The sequence below is a fragment of the Pseudomonas sp. St316 genome (genome assembly GCF_018325905.1).
Classification (GTDB): Bacteria; Pseudomonadota; Gammaproteobacteria; order Pseudomonadales; family Pseudomonadaceae; genus Aquipseudomonas.
In genome coordinates this window covers 963757-982058 of sequence record NZ_AP021901.1, presented here as the reverse complement: position 1 = coordinate 982058, position 18302 = coordinate 963757, and the positions used below count along the sequence as shown (strand labels likewise).

Annotated in this window: 16 protein-coding genes, 4 tRNA genes and 1 pseudogene; 8 read left to right on the top strand and 13 right to left on the bottom strand. The window is 60.8% G+C overall.

Annotated elements, in window-relative coordinates:
* Positions 1 to 66: 66 nt before the first annotated feature.
* The 4 genes from KI237_RS04295 to KI237_RS04280 are packed head-to-tail and all read left to right on the top strand — an operon-like array spanning position 67 to position 2799.
* Positions 67 to 693 (top strand): DUF1780 domain-containing protein, encoded by a 627-nt coding sequence (locus KI237_RS04295; protein WP_003205682.1) that lies wholly within the window; start codon positions 67 to 69, stop codon positions 691 to 693.
* On the top strand, positions 690 to 1217 hold the full coding sequence (locus tag KI237_RS04290) for an MOSC domain-containing protein (RefSeq protein WP_212798935.1): 528 nt from the start codon (positions 690 to 692) through the stop codon (positions 1215 to 1217). Before KI237_RS04295 ends, KI237_RS04290 begins: the two co-directional genes overlap by 4 nt.
* A 52-nt stretch (positions 1218 to 1269) precedes the next feature.
* Positions 1270 to 1443, top strand: a complete 174-nt coding sequence (locus KI237_RS04285) for a DUF3094 domain-containing protein (RefSeq protein WP_003205686.1) — start codon at positions 1270 to 1272, stop codon at positions 1441 to 1443.
* A 57-nt stretch (positions 1444 to 1500) separates the two neighbouring features.
* Entirely contained in the window at positions 1501 to 2799 is a 1299-nt protein-coding gene (locus KI237_RS04280; protein WP_212798934.1) for an NAD(P)/FAD-dependent oxidoreductase, read from the top strand.
* Positions 2800 to 2997: 198 nt separating this feature from the next.
* Here the strand turns inward: KI237_RS04280 and KI237_RS30880 are convergent, their stop codons facing one another.
* From KI237_RS30880 to rluD, 9 genes and pseudogenes are all read right to left on the bottom strand, one after another.
* Positions 2998 to 3861 carry a methyl-accepting chemotaxis protein gene (locus KI237_RS30880; RefSeq protein WP_502937106.1) on the bottom strand — a complete coding sequence of 288 codons (864 nt, stop codon included), beginning with the start codon at positions 3859 to 3861 and terminating at the stop codon, positions 2998 to 3000.
* A pseudogene (locus KI237_RS30875) lies at positions 3853 to 4623 on the bottom strand (MCP four helix bundle domain-containing protein); the annotation flags it as partial. The gene KI237_RS30880 and the pseudogene KI237_RS30875, both read right to left, overlap by 9 nt.
* A 145-nt stretch (positions 4624 to 4768) precedes the next feature.
* Positions 4769 to 4845, bottom strand: a tRNA-Pro gene (locus KI237_RS04270).
* Positions 4846 to 4938: 93 nt separating this feature from the next.
* Positions 4939 to 5014 (bottom strand) — tRNA-Lys (locus tag KI237_RS04265).
* 5 nt (positions 5015 to 5019) lie between these two features.
* A tRNA-Pro gene (locus KI237_RS04260) sits at positions 5020 to 5096 on the bottom strand.
* Between the two features lie 7 nt (positions 5097 to 5103).
* Positions 5104 to 5179: transfer RNA gene (locus tag KI237_RS04255), tRNA-Asn, on the bottom strand.
* Positions 5180 to 5478: 299 nt separating this feature from the next.
* Positions 5479 to 8043, bottom strand: coding sequence for an ATP-dependent chaperone ClpB (clpB, locus tag KI237_RS04250; protein WP_212798932.1), 2565 nt, complete (start codon positions 8041 to 8043; stop codon positions 5479 to 5481).
* 131 nt (positions 8044 to 8174) lie between these two features.
* Positions 8175 to 8900, bottom strand: a complete 726-nt coding sequence (gene pgeF, locus KI237_RS04245; protein WP_212798931.1) for a peptidoglycan editing factor PgeF — start codon at positions 8898 to 8900, stop codon at positions 8175 to 8177.
* Positions 8897 to 9859, bottom strand: a complete 963-nt coding sequence (gene rluD, locus KI237_RS04240; protein ID WP_212798930.1) for a 23S rRNA pseudouridine(1911/1915/1917) synthase RluD — start codon at positions 9857 to 9859, stop codon at positions 8897 to 8899. Before rluD ends, pgeF begins: the two co-directional genes overlap by 4 nt.
* A gap of 150 nt (positions 9860 to 10009) precedes the next feature.
* On the opposite strand from rluD, the gene KI237_RS04235 reads away from it, so the two are divergent.
* From KI237_RS04235 to KI237_RS04220, 4 genes are all read left to right on the top strand, one after another.
* A complete protein-coding gene (locus KI237_RS04235; RefSeq protein ID WP_212798929.1) occupies positions 10010 to 11026 on the top strand; it encodes an outer membrane protein assembly factor BamD in 1017 nt (338 codons plus the stop codon).
* A 124-nt stretch (positions 11027 to 11150) separates the two neighbouring features.
* Complete coding sequence (locus KI237_RS04230) at positions 11151 to 11384, top strand: PP0621 family protein (RefSeq protein ID WP_014340265.1); 234 nt, start codon at positions 11151 to 11153, stop codon at positions 11382 to 11384.
* Positions 11374 to 12963, top strand: a complete 1590-nt coding sequence (locus tag KI237_RS04225; RefSeq protein WP_212798928.1) for a two-component system sensor histidine kinase NtrB — start codon at positions 11374 to 11376, stop codon at positions 12961 to 12963. Before KI237_RS04230 ends, KI237_RS04225 begins: the two co-directional genes overlap by 11 nt.
* Positions 12960 to 14306 carry a sigma-54-dependent transcriptional regulator gene (locus tag KI237_RS04220; RefSeq protein ID WP_212798927.1) on the top strand — a complete coding sequence of 449 codons (1347 nt, stop codon included), beginning with the start codon at positions 12960 to 12962 and terminating at the stop codon, positions 14304 to 14306. Before KI237_RS04225 ends, KI237_RS04220 begins: the two co-directional genes overlap by 4 nt.
* 485 nt (positions 14307 to 14791) lie before the next feature.
* Here KI237_RS04220 and KI237_RS04215 read toward each other — a convergent pair whose 3' ends face one another.
* The 4 genes from KI237_RS04215 to KI237_RS04200 all read right to left on the bottom strand — a co-directional run bounded on the left by KI237_RS04215 (position 14792) and on the right by KI237_RS04200 (position 18291).
* Positions 14792 to 15739, bottom strand: a complete 948-nt coding sequence (locus KI237_RS04215) for an IS110 family transposase (protein ID WP_212798926.1) — start codon at positions 15737 to 15739, stop codon at positions 14792 to 14794.
* 662 nt (positions 15740 to 16401) lie between these two features.
* Positions 16402 to 16566, bottom strand: coding sequence for a hypothetical protein (locus KI237_RS04210; protein WP_212800719.1), 165 nt, complete (start codon positions 16564 to 16566; stop codon positions 16402 to 16404).
* A 167-nt stretch (positions 16567 to 16733) separates the two neighbouring features.
* Positions 16734 to 17834, bottom strand: a complete 1101-nt coding sequence (gene thiO, locus KI237_RS04205) for a glycine oxidase ThiO (protein ID WP_212798925.1) — start codon at positions 17832 to 17834, stop codon at positions 16734 to 16736.
* A gap of 55 nt (positions 17835 to 17889) precedes the next feature.
* Positions 17890 to 18291 carry a type IV pilin protein gene (locus KI237_RS04200; RefSeq protein WP_212798924.1) on the bottom strand — a complete coding sequence of 134 codons (402 nt, stop codon included), beginning with the start codon at positions 18289 to 18291 and terminating at the stop codon, positions 17890 to 17892.
* Positions 18292 to 18302: the final 11 nt, after the last annotated feature.

Below are 18302 nucleotides of genomic sequence, written 5' to 3'. Positions count from 1 at the left end.
GAAAATCTGCCCCTTCACAGCACGCTTTATTTTTTTTGATCACATTTGAACGCTAAGCTTGGGCTCATGGATGACTCCGATTACTTACGCCTGCTGACCATCGCGGCCGAGCAAGCCAACGCCTTTCTCTCCAATGCCCGCAAATGGGAGCGTGAGCGTTGGGTCTGCCAGCGCCTGCTGCAAGGGCTGAACGTGCCTTATCGCGCCGATGAGTTCGCGCCGGCAGGCGAACCGCCGGACGTGTTGTTTCGCGATGCCAATTTCGAGGTGTTTTTCGTGCTCGACGAAGGTCGCCGCCTCAATGACGAATGGCGCGATGAACTGCAACGCCGCCGCAGTGCCTTCTCCCTGAGCCAGCTGGTGCGGCGCGAGGCCAAGCCGCGGCGGATCCCGGCCAATGAGTTCCTGATGAGGCTGGCCCCGACCCTGCGCAAGAAAGCCCATAACTACACCGAGCGCGGCATGGACCTGGGCGACCTGGACATCATCGCCTTCGCCAGTCTCAAGCGCGAAGTGCTGGACCTCAACAGTCACTTCCCACCGCCGACCGAATACCTGCGCCAGGGCTGGCGCTCGCTGTCACTGGTGGGGCCGACGTTCGCCCGGGTGCTGTTCGCCCACCCCGATGCGCCGGATTTCCTGCGCAGCAACCTGGGCCGCAGCATTGTGTTCGATGTCGGGATCAGCCTGTGAGCCCGCTGCAGGAACTGATTGCCGCCGTGCCCCAGCAAGGCCGCGTACGCTGGATTGGCGTACGACCCCAGGGCCATGCGCCCATGATCGAACTGGACGCCGTGGAGGCCCGCCTGGAGGCCGGGCTGACCGGCGATCATGCCCGCCCCGGTGTACGCAATGCGCGGCAAGTGACGTTGATCCAATGGGAACACCTGGCCGTGATCGGCTCGCTGATGGGCCGTCCCGAGAACCGGCCCGTGCTGCCAGAGGAGCTGCGACGCAATATTGTGGTCAGCGGCATCAACCTGTTCAGCCTCAAGGGCCGGCGCTTTCGCATTGGCCAAGCCATTTTTGAAACCACCGGCTGGTGCCAGCCTTGCGCACGACTGGAGCGAAACCTCGGCGAAGGTACGTTCCAGGCCGTACGCGGCCATGGCGGAATCACTGCCCGGGTGTTAAAAAGTGGAATCATTCGCCTGGACGACAGCCTGACTGTCGAACCCGTTCCGGCGAGCGGCTACGCGACTTTCAATGCCGGCTAGCCGGACGCTGTAGCGTCTTCACATTCCGCAACGTCTACCTGACGAGGCCTTTATGACCAGCCGCCTGAACCCAGAAGACCAGAAGCATGTCGAAGAGTACCTGCAACTGTCCCAGCACCGAGTCGAGCGCCGGCCTTTCCGGCCGTGGATGCTCCTGGTGGTGGTACTGGCCGTGACCATTGGCCTGGGCCTGTTGAGCCGACTGATCAGTTACCTGACGCTATGAGCCTTAGACTCGCGCGGGTAATGGCACCGATTTCCTTTAGCCTTGCGAGATATCCCCATGACTCATCGTATTGTCATCGTTGGCGGCGGCGCCGGCGGCCTGGAGTTGGCTACCCGTCTGGGTAAGACTCTGGGCAAGCGCGGCACGGCCAGTGTGATGCTGGTCGACGCGAACCTCACCCACATCTGGAAACCGCTGCTGCACGAAGTGGCCGCCGGCTCCTTGAACTCCTCCGAAGACGAACTCAACTATGTCGCCCAGGCAAAATGGAACCACTTCGAGTTCCAGCTGGGGCGCATGAGTGGCCTGGATCGCGAGCGCAAGAGAATCCAACTGGCCGCCACCTATGATGAGGGGGGCGTCGAGCTATTGCCGGCCCGGGAACTGGGTTACGACACGCTGGTGATTGCCGTTGGCAGCACCACCAACGACTTCGGCACCGAAGGCGCAGCGCAGCATTGCCTGTTCCTCGACACCCGCAAACAGGCCGAGCGCTTCCACCAGCAATTGCTGCACCACTATCTGCGCGCCCACGCCGGGCAGACCGATATCGTCGAGCGCATCAGCGTCGCCATCGTCGGCGCCGGTGCGACCGGGGTTGAACTGGCGGCCGAGCTGCACAATGCCGCCCACGAACTGCACGCCTATGGCCTGGACCGGATCAAACCGGAGAACATGCACATCACCCTGATCGAGGCGGGCCCACGCGTCCTGCCAGCCCTGCCGGAGCGTATCGGCGCACCGGTGCACAAGACCCTGGAAAAACTCGGCGTCAACGTCATGACCAACGCCTCCGTCAGTCAGGTGACCGCCGACAGCCTGGTTACCGCGGACGGCAAAGTGATCGACGCGAGCCTGAAAGTCTGGGCCGCCGGGATTCGCGCCCCGGATTTCCTCAAGGACATCGACGGGCTGGAGACCAACCGGATCAACCAGCTGCACGTGCTGCCCACTTTGCAGACCAGCCGCGACGAGAACATCTTCGCCTTCGGTGACTGCGCCGCCTGCCCGCAACCCGGTAGCGAGCGCAACGTCCCGCCCCGCGCCCAGGCCGCGCACCAGCAGGCCTCGCTGCTGGCCAAGTCCTTGAAACTGCGGATCGAGGGCAAGGCCCTGCCCGAATACAAATACACCGACTACGGCTCGCTGATCTCGCTGTCGCGATTCTCGGCGGTGGGCAACCTGATGGGTAACCTGACCGGCAGCGTGATGCTCGAAGGCTGGCTGGCGCGGATGTTCTACGTGTCGCTGTACCGCATGCACCAGATGGCGCTGTACGGCATGTTCCGCACGGCCATGCTGATGCTGGGCAGCAAGATCGGGCGCGGGACCGAGCCTCGGCTCAAGTTGCACTGAGGGGCGAACCGCTGACGATTGCGCTGGATCAGCAACAATGATGCTGAATGATCCACCGCAATCGCGAGCAAGCTCGCTCCCACAGGATGACCGCGATCAACTGTGGGAGCGAGCTTGCTCCGGGCGGCGTTCCGACGATGAGGGCGGCACCGTCAATACTCAAGCTCGGGCAGGCGCCCTGTCCGAGCTATCCATCAATCAAACCTGAAACCGCTGCACCATCGTGCGCAGCGAATTCGCCAGCTGCGACAACTCATGGCTGGACGCGCTGGTCTGGTCCGCGCCGGAAGCCGAGCGCACCGACAAATCACGAATGTTCACCAGGTTGCGATCCACCTCGCGGGCCACTTGTGCCTGTTCTTCGGCGGCGCTGGCGATCACCAGGTTGCGTTCGTGGATTTCATTGACCGACGCCGTGATGGTCTGCAGCGCGTCCCCTGCCCGTTCCGCCATGGCCAGGGTACTGGCGGCGCGACTGGAGCTGGCCTGCATGGAGTCAAGGGCCTGGGTGGCACCACTGCGCATGCCCTGGACCATCTGCTCGATTTCCTGGGTCGATTGCTGCGTGCGATAAGCCAGCGCCCGCACTTCATCGGCCACCACCGCAAACCCACGTCCGCTCTCACCCGCCCGGGCCGCTTCGATGGCCGCGTTAAGGGCCAGCAGGTTGGTCTGCTCGGCGATGGCGCGGATCACGTCCAGCACCTTGCCGATATCCTGCGATTGGTTGGCCAGGGATTGCACCAGGCCACCGGTCACCTGCACATCACTGGCGAGGGCGCTGATGGCGTCGACCGTATCGCTGACCCGCTGCTGCCCAAGGGACGCCGACTCACTGGACTGCCGCGTGGCATCGGAGGTGGAAACCGCATTGCGCGCGACCTCTTCCACGGCGGTGGTCATTTCGGTGACGGCGGTGGCAGCCTGTTCAATTTCATTGTTCTGTTGTTGCAGGCTGTGGGTGCTGTCGAGCGTGACAGCGTTCAGCTCATCGGCTGCGGTGGCCAGTTGCGCGGCCGAACCGCTGATGCCCTGCAACGTCTCACGCAGATTTTGCTGCATGGCCGCCAACGCCTTGAGCAATCGGCTCACTTCGTCGTTGCCATGGGTCTCGATTGACCGGGTCAGGTCCCCCCTCGCGACGCTCTCCGCAGCGTTCAGCGCCTCACTCAAGGGCTTGACGATACTGCGCGTGAGCAGCATGGCCAGGGCCACCGTGGCCAGCGCGGCGAGCACAACGAACAGGCTGACGATCATGCGGGAATTGGCGTAATGCTCCTGGGACTTCTGGCTCTCGATGGAAACCTGCTTGGAGAACAGCTCCGCCAGGTCGTTAAGCTGCTTGCCGGAACCGTCCACCACGGTCTTCATGTCCACCAGCAGCAGCTTGATCAGTTCGTCCCTACGCCCCTGCTCCGCCAGGGTGAAGGATTGCGCGATACCTGTACGGTAAGCGGCAAAGGTCTGCTTGAACTGGTCGTAGAGGGCTTTGCCTTCAGGCGTCACGACGAGCTTTTCGTAGGCCGCGATTTTTTCGCTCAGTTCCTTGTCGCGCGTGTCCATCTGCCCGCGATACACCGCAATGTTCTTCGGGTCCTGGTCCAGGGCCATGCGCAGGGAAATGGTGCGGATCCGTAGCATCCATTCGCGAATCTCGTCACCGCCGCGAATGCTGGGCAGCCATTGGGTTTCCACCGCGACTTCACTGTCACGAATGCTCGACATCTGTCCCAGCGCGAACACCCCAAGCAACGCCACCAGCACGGCAATCAAAGCAAAACCCAACGCGGCACGGGGGGCGATATTCAGTTGACGAAGAACCATACGGAGCGCCTTTATTATTGTTGGCCTGAAGTGGGGCCATGCCCCTGTAGGTGGGTTATCGGCAAGTTGTACGACGACTTAAGACATTCCGCTTTATCGCGGGCAAAAAAAATCCCCGTATCTTTCGATACGAGGATTTTCAATATGGTCGGGGTAAGGGGATTCGAACTCCTGACATCCTGCTCCCAAAGCAGGCGCGCTACCGGACTGCGCTATACCCCGGTAAAAAAAAGGCGACCTTTGCAAGTCGCCTTCTCGATCAGCGCTTTTGGCCTCTGATCTTAAGATTCGATTCCAGCGAACTGGTTTCAAAAATGGTGGGTCGTGTGGGATTCGAACCTACGACCAATTGGTTAAAAGCCAACTGCTCTACCAACTGAGCTAACGACCCAAATATGGTCGGGGTAAGGGGATTCGAACTCCTGACATCCTGCTCCCAAAGCAGGCGCGCTACCGGACTGCGCTATACCCCGATTGAAATGGCTCCGTGACCAGGACTCGAACCTGGGACCCAATGATTAACAGTCATTTGCTCTACCGACTGAGCTATCACGGAACTGATATTTCAAGTTACAACGTTGAAGCTAGCTTCAACCTCTTCTACCCTTACGCATCGCTGCGTTCGTGTGTCTGAGGCGCGCTATTCTACAATCTTCAAAACCTCTGTCAACCCCTTAAATTGCTTTCAAGACAATGATTTGCAACTTATTTTCGCTTGCTTCCCAGTGGGAAGTCGCCGCGGGGGTGACGTACTGCGGGGCGCACTTTACAAGCCTTTTCCTTTGAGTTCAACGGCCTGATGAAAAAAATGGCCTCGCAAAGCGAGGCCATTTCCATTGCAGGCGATGCCGGCTTTCAGTTGAAGACGATTTCGTCGTTCTCCACCGTACCGGTCACGGTTTCACCCGGCATGAAGCGACCGGACAAGATCAACTGCGCCAGCGGGTTTTCGATCCAGCGCTGGATCGCCCGCTTCAGCGGCCGTGCGCCATAAACCGGGTCGTAACCCACCGCAATCAGCTTGTCCAACGCCTCGTCGCTCAACTGCAGTTTCAGCTCACGTTCGGTGAGGCGACTGCGCAGGCGACCCAACTGGATCTCGGTAATGCCGGCAATCTGATTACGGGCCAACGGCTCGAAGATCACCACTTCGTCGACCCGGTTGATGAACTCCGGCCGGAAGTGAGTAGAGATCGCGTCCATGACCGCCGCGCGCTGCGCCTCGCGATCGCCCACCAGTTCCTGGATCTGCGTCGAGCCCAGGTTGGAGGTCATCACGATCACCGTATTGCGAAAGTCCACCGTGCGCCCGTGGCTGTCGGTCAGGCGACCATCCTCCAGCACCTGCAGCAGGATATTGAACACATCCGGGTGCGCCTTCTCGACCTCGTCGAGCAGGATCACCGAGTACGGCTTGCGACGTACAGCTTCCGTCAGGTAACCGCCCTCTTCATAACCGACATAACCTGGTGGCGCACCGATGAGCCGTGCCACGGAATGCTTCTCCATGAATTCGGACATGTCGATGCGCACCATGGCCTCTTCGGTGTCGAAGAGGAACTCGGCCAGCGCCTTGCACAGTTCGGTTTTACCGACCCCGGTAGGGCCAAGGAACATGAACGAGCCGCTCGGCCGATTCGGGTCCGACAGCCCGGCACGGGAACGGCGCACGGCGTTGGACACCGCCACCACCGCCTCTTCCTGACCGATCACGCGCTGGTGCAGCAGGCTTTCCATCTTCAACAGCTTGTCACGCTCGCCTTCGAGCATCTTCGAGACCGGAATGCCGGTCCACTTGGAGACCACTTCGGCAATCTCCTCCTCAGTGACCTTGCTGCGCAGCAACTGGTTTTCGCTCTTGCCATGCTGGTCGACCATTTGCAGGCTGCGCTCCAGGTCCGGGATCACCCCGTACTGCAGCTCGGCCATGCGGTTGAGGTCGCCTTTACGACGGGCCGCCTCCAGTTCCTGGCGGGACTGTTCGATCTTCTGCTGGATTTGCGCAGAGCCCTGGACCTCGGCTTTCTCCGAGTTCCAGATTTCCTCAAGGTCGGAATACTCACGCTCGTGACGAACGATCTCTTCCTGCAACCTTTCCAGACGTTTCTTTGCAGCTTCGTCGCTTTCTTTCTTCAGGGCCTGGGACTCGACCTTGAGTTGAATCAGGCGCCGTTCCAACCGATCCAGCACTTCAGGCTTGGAGTCGATTTCCATGCGGATGCGGCTCGCGGCCTCGTCGATCAGGTCGATGGCCTTGTCCGGCAACTGGCGGTCAGTGATGTAGCGGTGGCTGAGCTTGGCTGCCGCGATAATCGCGCCATCGGTGATCGCCACCTTGTGGTGAACTTCGTAGCGCTCTTTAAGGCCGCGCAGGATGGCGATGGTGTCTTCCTCGCTCGGCTCCTCCACCAGCACTTTCTGGAAGCGCCGCTCGAGGGCTGCGTCCTTCTCTATATATTGGCGGTACTCGTTGAGCGTGGTCGCGCCGACGCAGTGCAACTCGCCACGGGCCAACGCGGGCTTGAGCATGTTGCCGGCGTCCATCGAGCCTTCGCCCTTGCCCGCACCGACCATGGTGTGCAGCTCGTCGATGAACAGGATGATCTGCCCTTCCTGCTTGGACAGCTCATTGAGCAGCGCCTTGAGCCGCTCTTCGAATTCGCCCCGGTACTTGGCACCGGCGATCAGCGCCCCCATGTCCAGGGACAACAAGCGCTTGCCCTTGAGGCCATCCGGCACTTCGCCATTGATGATACGCTGGGCAAGGCCCTCGGCGATGGCGGTTTTACCCACGCCAGGCTCACCGATCAGCACCGGGTTGTTCTTGGTGCGGCGTTGCAACACCTGGATCGTGCGGCGGATCTCATCGTCGCGACCGATCACCGGGTCGAGCTTGCCTTCCTCGGCACGCTTGGTCAGGTCGACCGTGTATTTGTCCAGCGCCTGGCGCGATTCTTCGTGGTTGGCGTCGTTGACCGCTTCGCCGCCACGCAGGTTGTTGATGGCATTTTCCAGGGCTTTCTTGCTCACGCCCTGGCCGAGCAATAATTTGCCGAGCTTGCTGTTCTCGTCCATGGCGGCGAGCAGCACCAGCTCGCTGGAAATGAACTGGTCGCCCTTCTGCTGGGCCAGGCGGTCGGCCTGGTTGAGCAGCCGCGCCAGGTCCTGGGACATGTTCACGTCACCGGTGGGGTTCTGGATCTTGGGTAACTGGTCGAGTTCCTTGGCCAGTTCTTTGCGCAGACTGGTGACATCAAAGCCGACCTGCATCAGCAGGGGCTTGATGGAGCCGCCCTGCTGTTCAAGCATGGCCTGCATCAAATGCGCCGGTTCGATACCGGGGTGGTCCAGGCCGACGGCCAGGGACTGGGCATCGGACAGGGCCAACTGTAATTTGCTGGTTAAACGATCAATACGCATGGGTCACCTTCCTAATGGGCAGGCCGGACCTTTGGAAACATCCTGAATGAAGAAACCTGCCAGATACCGTTATAGATGTGGTCGATTCTGGAAGATTCAAGCCGTGCGCCCTTGATACAGATCAGAGAAGTCTAGCGTTCGATCCAGATCAACGAGGCGAAGCGACCGGTGCGCGGGTTGCGGCGGTAGGAAAAGAAACGAGGGTCGGTCACGGTGCAGAGACCGCCGCCGTAGACGGCCGTGACACCACGTGCGGCCAGGCGCAGCCGTGCCAACGCGTAGATATCGGCCAGGAACTTGCCGGCGTTGGGGCTCGCGACAAAGGCTTGTACCGCCTGGGGCAGTTGCGCGATGAAGGCTTCACGCACTTCCGGCCCGACTTCAAACGCTTGCGGACCGATGGCCGGGCCGAGCCAGGCAAGGATTTCATCCGCAGGCACGGCAAGGCTGTCGAGGGTGGCTTCCAGCACGCCGTTCGCCAGCCCGCGCCAGCCGGCATGGGCCGCCGCGACGCGGGTGCCGGCACGGTTGCAGAACAGCACAGGCAGGCAGTCCGCCGTCATCGCGGTGCAGGCGATACCGGGCGTGTCGGTCCAACTGGCATCGGCGGTCGCCACCTGGGCCGGATCAGCCTCGACCACGGCAATGCCATGGACCTGCTGTAGCCAGGCCGGGGTGATGGCGAATTGATCGGTGAGGCGACGACGGTTTTCGGCGACGGCCGCCGGATCGTCACCCACATGATCGCCCAGGTTGAGGCTGTCGAACGGCGCCAGGCTGACGCCACCCTCGCGGGTCGTGATGCAGGCCTTGACCCGGGCCGGCACGGGCCAGTCGGGTATCAGCCAGTCACTCATCCGATGAACGCCTCGCGGTCCTGCTTGAGCAACGTCAGCAGCCAGACGAAGTCATCTGGCAGCGGCGACTCCCAGCTCATGCGCTTGCCGGTCGTCGGATGATCCAGCTCCAGGAAACGTGCATGCAGCGCCTGGCGCGGGAAACTCTTCAGCGATTCGACCATGGTCTGGCTGGCAGCCGGCGGAATGCGGAAACGACCGCCGTAGGCCGGATCGCCCACCAACGGGAAGTTGATGTGGGCCATGTGTACACGGATCTGGTGGGTCCGGCCGGTTTCCAGCTTGACCCGCACATGGGTGTGGGAACGGAAACGTTCGAGCACGCGGTAATGACTGACCGCCTGCTTGCCACCCTCCATCACCGCCATGCGCTGGCGCTGCTGGCCGTGACGGCCAATGGGAGCGTTGATCTTGCCACCGGCGGTGACCACGCCGATCACGATGCATTCATAGATACGGCTGACGCTGCGGCTTTGCAGCTGTGTGACCAGCTGTGTCTGCGCCTGGATGGTCTTGGCCACCACCATCAGACCGGTGGTGTCCTTGTCCAGGCGATGGACGATGCCGGCACGCGGCACATTGATAATGTCCGGCACGTGGTGCAGCAAGGCGTTGAGCAACGTGCCGTCGGCATGACCGGCAGCCGGGTGCACCACCAGGCCCGCAGGCTTGTTGATCACCAGGATGTCATCGTCTTCGTAGACGATATCCAGGGCAATGTCCTGGGCGACCCATTCTCCCTGGGCCTCCTGCTCGGCAGTCAGCTCGAGAATGGCACCGCCGTGGACGATGTCGCGCGGGCGGATCACCGCCCCATCCACAGTCAGGCGGCCGTCCTTGATCCAGGCGGAAAGGCGCGAGCGAGAGTGCTCGGCAAAGAGTTGTGCGGCGACTTGATCGAGGCGTTGGCCGCCCAATTCGGACGGCACCTCTGCGCGAAGTTCTATTTTATCGGACATGCTCGGACTGGGCGTCGGCACAGCCTTTGGTTTCGGCTGCGCGCTTGTGGTTAAATACGGCGTCTTTTGCCCCGAGGCTTTCAACGGGGCGCTCATCATAACAGGACGGCCCCGCCCAAGACAGCGGCCGTCATAGGGACGCAAGCCGCCATGCAAGTGAAACACCTGCTGCTGATCGCCATCCTCGCATTGACTGCTGCTTGCTCGTCGAAGGAAGTCGTAGACGAAAACCTGAGCGAAGTCGAACTGTACCAACAGGCGCAGAACGACCTGGATAACAACAGCTATACCAGCGCCACCGCCAAGCTGAAGGCGCTGGAGTCGCGGTATCCGTTCGGTCGCTACGCCGATCAGGCCCAGTTGGAACTGATCTACGCCAACTACAAGAATGCCGAGCCGGAAGCCGCCAAGTCCGCTGCCGAGCGTTTCATTCGCCTGCACCCACAGCACCCGAATGTCGATTACGCCTATTACCTCAAGGGCCTGACCTCCTTCGACCAGGACGTCGGCCTGCTGGCGCGTTTCCTGCCGCTGGACATGACCAAGCGTGACCCGGGCGCCGCGCGCGACTCCTACAACGAGTTCGCCCAACTGACCAGCCGCTTCCCCAACAGCCGTTACTCGCCGGACGCCAAGCAGCGCATGATCTACCTGCGCAACCTGCTGGCCTCCTACGAAATCCACGTGGCCGACTACTACCTGACTCGTCAGGCCTACGTCGCCGCCGCCAACCGTGGCCGCTACGTAGTGGAAAACTTCCAGGAAACCCCTTCGGTGGGTGATGGCCTGGCCGTGATGACCGAAGCCTACCAGCGCCTGCACCTGGACGAACTGGCGGCCACCAGCCTGGAAACCCTCAAGCTGAACTACCCGGATCACCCATCCCTGGTCGATGGCCAGTTCACCCCACGGGTCGACGAAGCGGACAACCGTTCGTGGCTGAGCAAGGCGACCCTGGGCCTGATCGAGTCCCGTCCACCGCTGCCGCCAGGCGAGACACGCGCCAACCAGGACGTACAGCGCCAGTTCCAGGATGCCAAGGAAGCTATCCCGAACGAACTCAAGCCCAAGGATGAAAATGGCGACGTGATCGAGCAGCAAGAGCCTGAAAGCGAGTCCAGCGACCGCTCCTGGTTCAGCCACCTGACCTTTGGCCTGTTCGACTGAGACCAAGGCATTCAAAAAAGGGAGACCCGACGGTCTCCCTTTTTTGTGCCTGGGTTTTATTGCGCTGTGCGCCGTTCCTGTCCTTGGCTAAACTGCCTGATCTCTAGCCAAAAAGCCGCCCATCATGCTTCGTTTACTGTTCTGGATCGCCCTGATTGCCGCCGCGGTATGGTTCTGGCGCAAATTCAAGAGCACATCCTCCGCGCCGAACGCCCCCCGCGAGCAGGACGCACCGCCCATGGTTCGTTGCGCCCATTGCGGTGTACACCTGCCCCGTGACCGGGCGCTGGCCCTTGAACAACAATGGTATTGCAGCCAGGCTCACCTTGAGCAAGGCCCGGGCACTCGTGAGCGCTGAGGCCTCAAGCCCACGCGAAAAACAGGCGCAGCGCCTGCTGCGTCTCTATCACCTGTATCGTCTGAGCATCGGCATCACCTTGGTGCTGCTGATCTCCAGCAAACTGGACAACCGCCTGCTGGAGTTCGCCAATGACGACCTCCTGCGCAGTGGCAGTTGGTTGTATCTGGTACTGAATATCCTGCTGGTGGTGTTCCTTGAGAACACCCGCCGCCCTGCCCGGCTGTTCGGCCTGGCCCTGACCGACGTGCTGCTGCTCTCGTGGCTGTTCTTCACCGCGGGCGGTGTGCCCAGTGCCATCGGCAACCTGCTCATTGTCTCGGTAGCCATCGGCAATACGCTGTTGCGCAGCCGGGTCGGCCTGTTGATCGCCGCTGTCGCCGCGATCGGTATCGTCGGGTCGACTTTTTTCCTCGGCCTGAGCGACTCAAACCGTCCCAGCAGTTATCTGCAAGCCGGCACCCTGGGAGCACTGTGTTTTGCCGCCGCCCTGCTGGTACAGGGCCTGACCCGGCGACTGGAAGCCAGTGAAACCCTGGCCGAGCAACGGGCCAGCGAAGTGATCGGCCTCGAAGCGCTCAACGCACTGATCCTGCAACGCATGCGCACCGGCATCCTGGTACTCGACCGCGAACGGCGCGTGCAATTGGCCAACGAAAGCGCCTTGAACCTGCTGGGCATGCACGACCTGGTCGGCCAGCGAATCGATGACTATTGCACCGCCCTGGTCGAACGCCTGCAATTGTGGCTGAACAACCCCAGCCTGCGCCCCCCCAGCCTGACCGTGACCGGCACAGGCCTGACCCTGCAACCGAGCTTCATCGCCTTGGGGCATTACGATCAGCAGCAGTTCCTGGTATTTCTTGAGGACCTGGCCCAGGTTGCGCAGCAGGCCCAGCAACTGAAACTCGCTTCCCTCGGGCGCCTCACTGCTGGCATCGCCCATGAAATCCGCAACCCCTTGGGCGCCATCAGCCACGCAGCGCAATTACTGCGCGAATCCGAGGAACTGAACAACGCGGATCGACGTCTGACGCAGATTATTCAAGATCACTCCCAACGAATGAATCGCGTCATTGAAAACGTCCTGCAGCTGTCTCGCCGCCAGCAAACCACCCCTCAACGCCTCGACCTGCGGACCTGGCTCGACCAGTTCGTCCGGCAGGCCCGCGACAGCATGGCCGAGCACCAGCATTTGCACCTGAGCATCGACCCGGGCGACTACATCACGCTGATGGACCCCGACCAGTTGACCCAGGTACTCGACAACCTGCTGCGCAACGCCTGGCGTCACGGCGCCATGGCCCACGAACAGGCCGAGGCCTGGCTGAAACTGTTCATCGACCCACACAGCCAGCTGTCTACGCTGGACATCATCGACAACGGCCCCGGTGTCACGCCCGAGCAGCAGGCGCATTTGTTCGAGCCCTTTTTTACCACCAGCAGCCAAGGCACCGGCCTTGGGCTCTATCTGTCCCGTGAGCTGTGCGAAAGCAACCAGGCCCGCCTAGACTTCAAACCACGCCAAGGCGGCGGCTGCTTTCGCATCACCTTTGCTCACGGACGGAAACAGATTTGAATAATCGCTCACGGCAACGAATCCTGATCGTCGATGACGAACCGGACATCCGCGAACTCCTGGACATCACCCTGGGCCGGATGAAACTCGACACCCGCAGCGCCAAGAACCTTGCCGAGGCCCAAGCCCTGCTGGCGGGGGAAGCCTTCGACCTGTGCCTGACCGACATGCGCCTGCCCGATGGCACTGGCCTGGAACTGGTGCAGCACATCCAGCAACGTTTCCCCCAACTGCCCGTGGCGATGATCACCGCCTATGGCAGCCTGGAAACCGCCATCGACGCCCTCAAGGCCGGCGCGTTTGACTTCCTGACCAAACCGGTCGACCTGGGTCGGCTGCGGGAGCTGGTCACCAGTGCCCTGCGCCTGCCGCCGGTCGCCACACCGGGCACCCTTCTCGAGCGCAGCCTGCTGGGTAACTCGCCACCGATGCTCTGCGTGCGCAAGCAGATCGAAAAACTCGCCCGCAGCCAGGCACCGGTGTACATCAGCGGGGAATCGGGCAGCGGCAAGGAACTGGTCGCCCGGCTGATTCACGAACAAGGTCCCCGTGCCAACCTGGGCTTTGTGCCGGTCAACTGTGGGGCGATTCCCACGGAGCTGATGGAAAGCGAATTTTTCGGCCATCGAAAAGGTAGTTTCAGCGGCGCCATCGAGGACAAGCCCGGACTGTTTCAGGCCGCCCATGGCGGGACCTTGTTCCTCGATGAAGTGGCCGACCTGCCCTTGGCGATGCAGGTCAAGCTGTTGCGAGCCATCCAGGAAAAAGCCGTGCGCGCTGTTGGCGGCCAGCAGGAAGAAGTGGTGGATGTGCGAATCCTCTGCGCCACCCACAAGGACCTGGCCGGCGAAGTCGCCGCCGGGCGGTTTCGCCAGGATTTGTATTACCGGCTGAACGTCATCGAACTGCGCGTCCCACCGTTGCGTGAACGCCGTGAAGACATCGAGCTGCTGGCCAACCACATGCTCCAGCGCCTGGCGGCCAACACCGGCACTCCACCGGCCAAGTTGCATCCCCAGGCGTTGGATGCTCTCAGGAATTACCGCTTTCCGGGCAACGTGCGGGAGCTGGAGAACATGCTTGAGCGTGCCTACACCCTTTGCGAACAGCAGCAGATCGAAGCGGATGACCTGCGCCTGGCCGAGGGCAATAGTACTACTGAGGCAGGCAATCCCGATTTGATGCAGGTCGACAACCTGGAGGATTACCTGGAAGACGTCGAGCGCAAGCTCATCCTCCAGGCATTGGAGCAAACCCGCTGGAACCGCACGGCGGCGGCGCAGCGGTTGAAGTTGTCGTTTCGGTCGATGCGGTATCGGTTGAAGAAGCTTGGGTTGGATTGAGCGCGAATCTGGATCATTTCAACAATAGCCTGATCCAGACAAACTTTTGTGGCGAGGGGATTTATCCCCTCGCCACAAAAAAGGTTAGCCAGAGTTCTTCCCACCCGGCAACCGCCAGAACTCGTCGGAAAATTCGGCTCGAATCAGGATCTTGTCCGACCAATCCAACAAAGGCTGATTGGCTGTGAGGGCGGTGTGTATATCCGTTTCTGCGGTTACGGCTGCTTAGGGTTCCGCCCTGACGGCGGGTCACTTTCGAAAAGCCGGAATGCCGGCCCAGGCGAAAGTAACCAAAGCGCTTCTGCCCCACCACTCGGTGCCTCGCCTAGGCTCGGCATGCCCTCACTCCGGCATTGCTCCGTGGGCCCGCGTGGTTAACGGGGCGCCGAGATCAACGTCCGCCGCGAGGCGGCCTGATAGCCGACCTGGCTCTTGATGGGGACCGCATTTCTCCTGTGGGAGATTCTATGGTGCAGGGCTACCCCTTAAATGCCTTTTGGCAAATATTCGCTCTGGTTTTTCAGCAGGGCGAATACCACTCGGGCAAGCTTGCGGGCCAGTGCCACTAATGCTTCGGTTGTGCTGAGTCCCCGGGCCCTCAGTGCCTCATAAAAACCCTTCCATGCCGCTGTGCGCCTCGCCGACATCGCGGCGTTGTGCATCAGTCGACGCGCTTCCGGGTCGCCTCGCTTAGACAGGCAGCGGCGCCCCTTCTTTTTTCCCGAGTCTGCTATGCGCAGGTCCAAACCCAGAAAAGCGATGAAGGCATTGGCATTTCTGAAGTCCCCCCGCTGCAATGCCGTAAGTAAACGAGCGCCACTCAACAAGCCGATTCCTTCGACTTTCATGCAACGCTTGAGCTGATCGCCCAAACCGGCATCTTGCAACTGCGTCTGGATTGTTTTCTCAAGCAAGACTTCCAGCCTTTGCATGGCACTTATTTGGTTCTCGAAGGCTGTTTTTAGCAACGGCTCGTTCGCCCAGCTTTGCTTGAGGCTGACACGCGCCTGCACCAAGGCTGCTCGGCGCCGGAAAAGGCTTATAAGCCGGCAATACAGGGGCGATGGCGGAGTCCAGGGGTGCAACTGGTGGCCTTCATTGTTCAAATAGCGAGCCAGCAACCGAGCATCTAGCGCATCGGTTTTAGCGCGAACTTTCACACCTTTTCGGTAATGGCTGAGTTCGTAGCCGCCGATCATGTAGATCACACAGCCTTGCGCATAAGCCAGATCGGCGAATTCCTGGTGATAGATATTGGTGGCTTCAATGGCGACACTCACCGGTGCGGGCAGTGCCTTGAGCCACTTCTTGATCGCAGCTTTGGTGTTTAGGATCGTTTCGAGTCGATCGGATTCAGCGTGATAAATCACCAACTCGTCTTTGGCGACGTCCACGCCCACGATCGGCTTAGTGACAGAAACCGGCATTGCCATTGGAAATCCTCCGGGCTAAGGTTTGAACACTTGAAGGGTTCACCCAGAGGCGCAGGCTTGTTCCTATCGTCGGTCTAGGCCAGATGCATTCTTTATCGGCGCTTGGGTGAAAGGAGGAGGGGTGAAATCTCCCACGGTCTGTACTGCGCGAACAGTCAGAATCGAGCTTTGTCCCTCCTCCTCCCTTCAAGTCCTACCATACAAGCGAGCTTGCTCGCGAAGAGGCCGGAGCATTCAACCTATTCATCGACTGTGCCATCGCCATCGCGAGCAAGCTCGCTCCCACACTGGGTCGGTGACAATCTACAGATTTGCGGCCACTGCAAACCCTGTGGGAGCAAAGCTTGCTCGCGATAGCGGTAGTTCAGTTAGATAGGGATTGGATTGGCTGTCGTCATCGCGAGCAAGCTCCCACACTGGATCAGTGACGACCTACAGATTTGCGGCCACTGCAACCCCCTGTGGGAGCAAAGCTTGCTCGCGATAGCGGTGGATCAGCTTGCATCAGCGCTGGATGTACCGCCGTCTTCGCGAGCAAGCTCGCTCCCACAATGGGATCGCAGTAGGACCGGAAGAGCCAGGTCGGCTATAAGGCCGCCTCGCGAGCAAGCTTTGCTCCCACAAATCTGACAGGTGTACGAGCGGGAGAACCAGGCCGGCTGTCAGGCCGCCTCGCTTTTGATTTTGATCTGGGGCGCCCCGTTAACCACGATGGCCGAACGCAGGCATTGATCCGTGGGCACCTCGGCATGGATGCCGAGGTAGCCGCGCTGGGCCATGGATGGCCCTTCGCGGCGGCCCACGGAGCAATGCCTTCGTTCGGGCATGCCGAGCCTAGGCGAGGCACCGAGTGGTGGGGCAAAGCGCTTTTGCTTACTTTTGGCGCTCTTCCAAAAGTGAGCCGCCGTAAGGGCGGAACCCTAAGCCGCCGTTACCGCAGCAATGGATATGTACTCGGTCAACACCCTCACGCTCCCACAAGAAAAACCGGACCTTACAAGCGCCCCGCCGGCGCATAAGGCGCAGGATCGATCACCGGCTCACGCCCCAACATCAGATCAACAAACAACTGACACGACGCCGGCGCCAATACCAGCCCATTGCGATAATGCCCACAGTTCAGCCACAACCCCGCAACCCCAGGCACCTCGCCGATATAAGGAATGCCTTCAGGCGATCCAGGCCGCAACCCAGCCCAATGCCCAACCACCTCAGCGCCCGCCAGTGCCGGAATCAACTGCTGTGCCGAAGCCTTCAGGCTCTCCAGCGCAGTATCCGTCGGGGTCTTGTCGAAGCCCTCACGCTCCAACGTACTGCCAACCAGAATATGCCCATCACGACGCGGAATCGCATAACGCCCCTTGGCCAGGACCATGCTCGACAGAAAATCCGACGCGCACTTGTACAGAATCATCTGGCCCTTGACCGGCTCGACCGGCAACTTCAAGCCCAAGGTCTTGAGCAACTCGCCACTCCAGGCACCAGCAGCCAAAACCACCTCATCGCCACGGATTTCACCGGCAGAACTGTGCACACCCACCACACGCCCACCGTCGCGGATGAACCCACTGACTTCGCAATGCTCATGAAGCGTGACGTTCGGCAGCGCCAGCAAAGCAGCCTTGAGGGATTTCACCAGACGAGGATTGCGCACGTTGGCCACGTCGGCCATGTAGATCGCCCGGGAAAAACCGGTACCCAGCACCGGTACTGCATCGTGGACAGCCGAGATATCCACAGCCCGCATCGGGCGGCCTTCCCGCTCGGCCCAGGCCAGCGCCTCGTCCTGATCGTCCAGGTCCAGCCAATACAGGCCGGTGACATGCACTTGTGGATCGACTCCGGTAGCGGCGAACAAGCGCTCGCCCAGCTGTGGATAGAAATCCTGCGACCAATGGGCCAGCGCCGTCACCGCCGGGCTATAGCGCCATGGGTACAACGGCGACACGATACCGCCGCCGGCCCAGGACGACTCCTGGCCGACATTGGAACGGTCCAGCAACACCACACGCAGCCCTTCGGACGCCAGATTGAACGCTGTCAGCAGTCCAATGACTCCGCCGCCGACAATCACCACTTGCTGTTGCCTGGTCATGTTCTGATTCGACTCATAAGACAGAGGGCGCAAGGCTGCACCCGAAAAAAGAAACTCAGCGGCCCCAGCAATCCTTGGCGGTCAGCCCGGTAGCCTGGTTGACCATGTCTCGCGTGCCCGTGTTGTTGATCCTGAAATCACCGCATTTGTCCGTCGCCATGGACGAGCCACTCTTGCGCACAGCGGTCAAGGTGAAGCTCTGGTCCGCCAGCGTCGGGGTAATGGTGTAGAAATCGTTGCCGCTGCTCAGGCCGGTGGCATTGGTGTAGACGTTGTTCTTCGAGTAGTAGCGCTCGAGAATCTGCGCCTGCTCCGATAACAGCCCGGCGATTTCGGTACGCCGGCCCTTCTTCATGTATTCGGTCAGGCTCGGATAGCCGATGGTGATCACGATACCGATGATCGCGATCACGATCATGATTTCGATCAAGGTGAAACCCCGGTTGGTTCTGCGCATGCCTTGCCTCT

Excerpts from the sequence above, each read along its gene's own strand:
- pgeF (WP_212798931.1), bottom strand. The coding sequence starts at position 8,900 with ATGAGTGACTGGCTGATACCCGACTGGCCCGTGCCGGCCCGGGTCAAG.
- KI237_RS04280 (WP_212798934.1), top strand. The coding sequence starts at position 1,501 with ATGACTCATCGTATTGTCATCGTTGGCGGCGGCGCCGGCGGCCTGGAG.
- KI237_RS04235 (WP_212798929.1), top strand. The coding sequence starts at position 10,010 with ATGCAAGTGAAACACCTGCTGCTGATCGCCATCCTCGCATTGACTGCT.
- KI237_RS04295 (WP_003205682.1), top strand. The coding sequence starts at position 67 with ATGGATGACTCCGATTACTTACGCCTGCTGACCATCGCGGCCGAGCAA.
- KI237_RS04215 (WP_212798926.1), bottom strand. The coding sequence starts at position 15,739 with ATGGCAATGCCGGTTTCTGTCACTAAGCCGATCGTGGGCGTGGACGTC.
- KI237_RS30880 (WP_502937106.1), bottom strand. The coding sequence starts at position 3,861 with ATGCAGCAAAATCTGCGTGAGACGTTGCAGGGCATCAGCGGTTCGGCC.
- KI237_RS04200 (WP_212798924.1), bottom strand. The coding sequence starts at position 18,291 with ATGCGCAGAACCAACCGGGGTTTCACCTTGATCGAAATCATGATCGTG.
- rluD (WP_212798930.1), bottom strand. The coding sequence starts at position 9,859 with ATGTCCGATAAAATAGAACTTCGCGCAGAGGTGCCGTCCGAATTGGGC.
- thiO (WP_212798925.1), bottom strand. The coding sequence starts at position 17,834 with ATGACCAGGCAACAGCAAGTGGTGATTGTCGGCGGCGGAGTCATTGGA.
- KI237_RS04230 (WP_014340265.1), top strand. The coding sequence starts at position 11,151 with ATGCTTCGTTTACTGTTCTGGATCGCCCTGATTGCCGCCGCGGTATGG.
- KI237_RS04210 (WP_212800719.1), bottom strand. The coding sequence starts at position 16,566 with ATGCCCGAACGAAGGCATTGCTCCGTGGGCCGCCGCGAAGGGCCATCC.
- KI237_RS04285 (WP_003205686.1), top strand. The coding sequence starts at position 1,270 with ATGACCAGCCGCCTGAACCCAGAAGACCAGAAGCATGTCGAAGAGTAC.
- clpB (WP_212798932.1), bottom strand. The coding sequence starts at position 8,043 with ATGCGTATTGATCGTTTAACCAGCAAATTACAGTTGGCCCTGTCCGAT.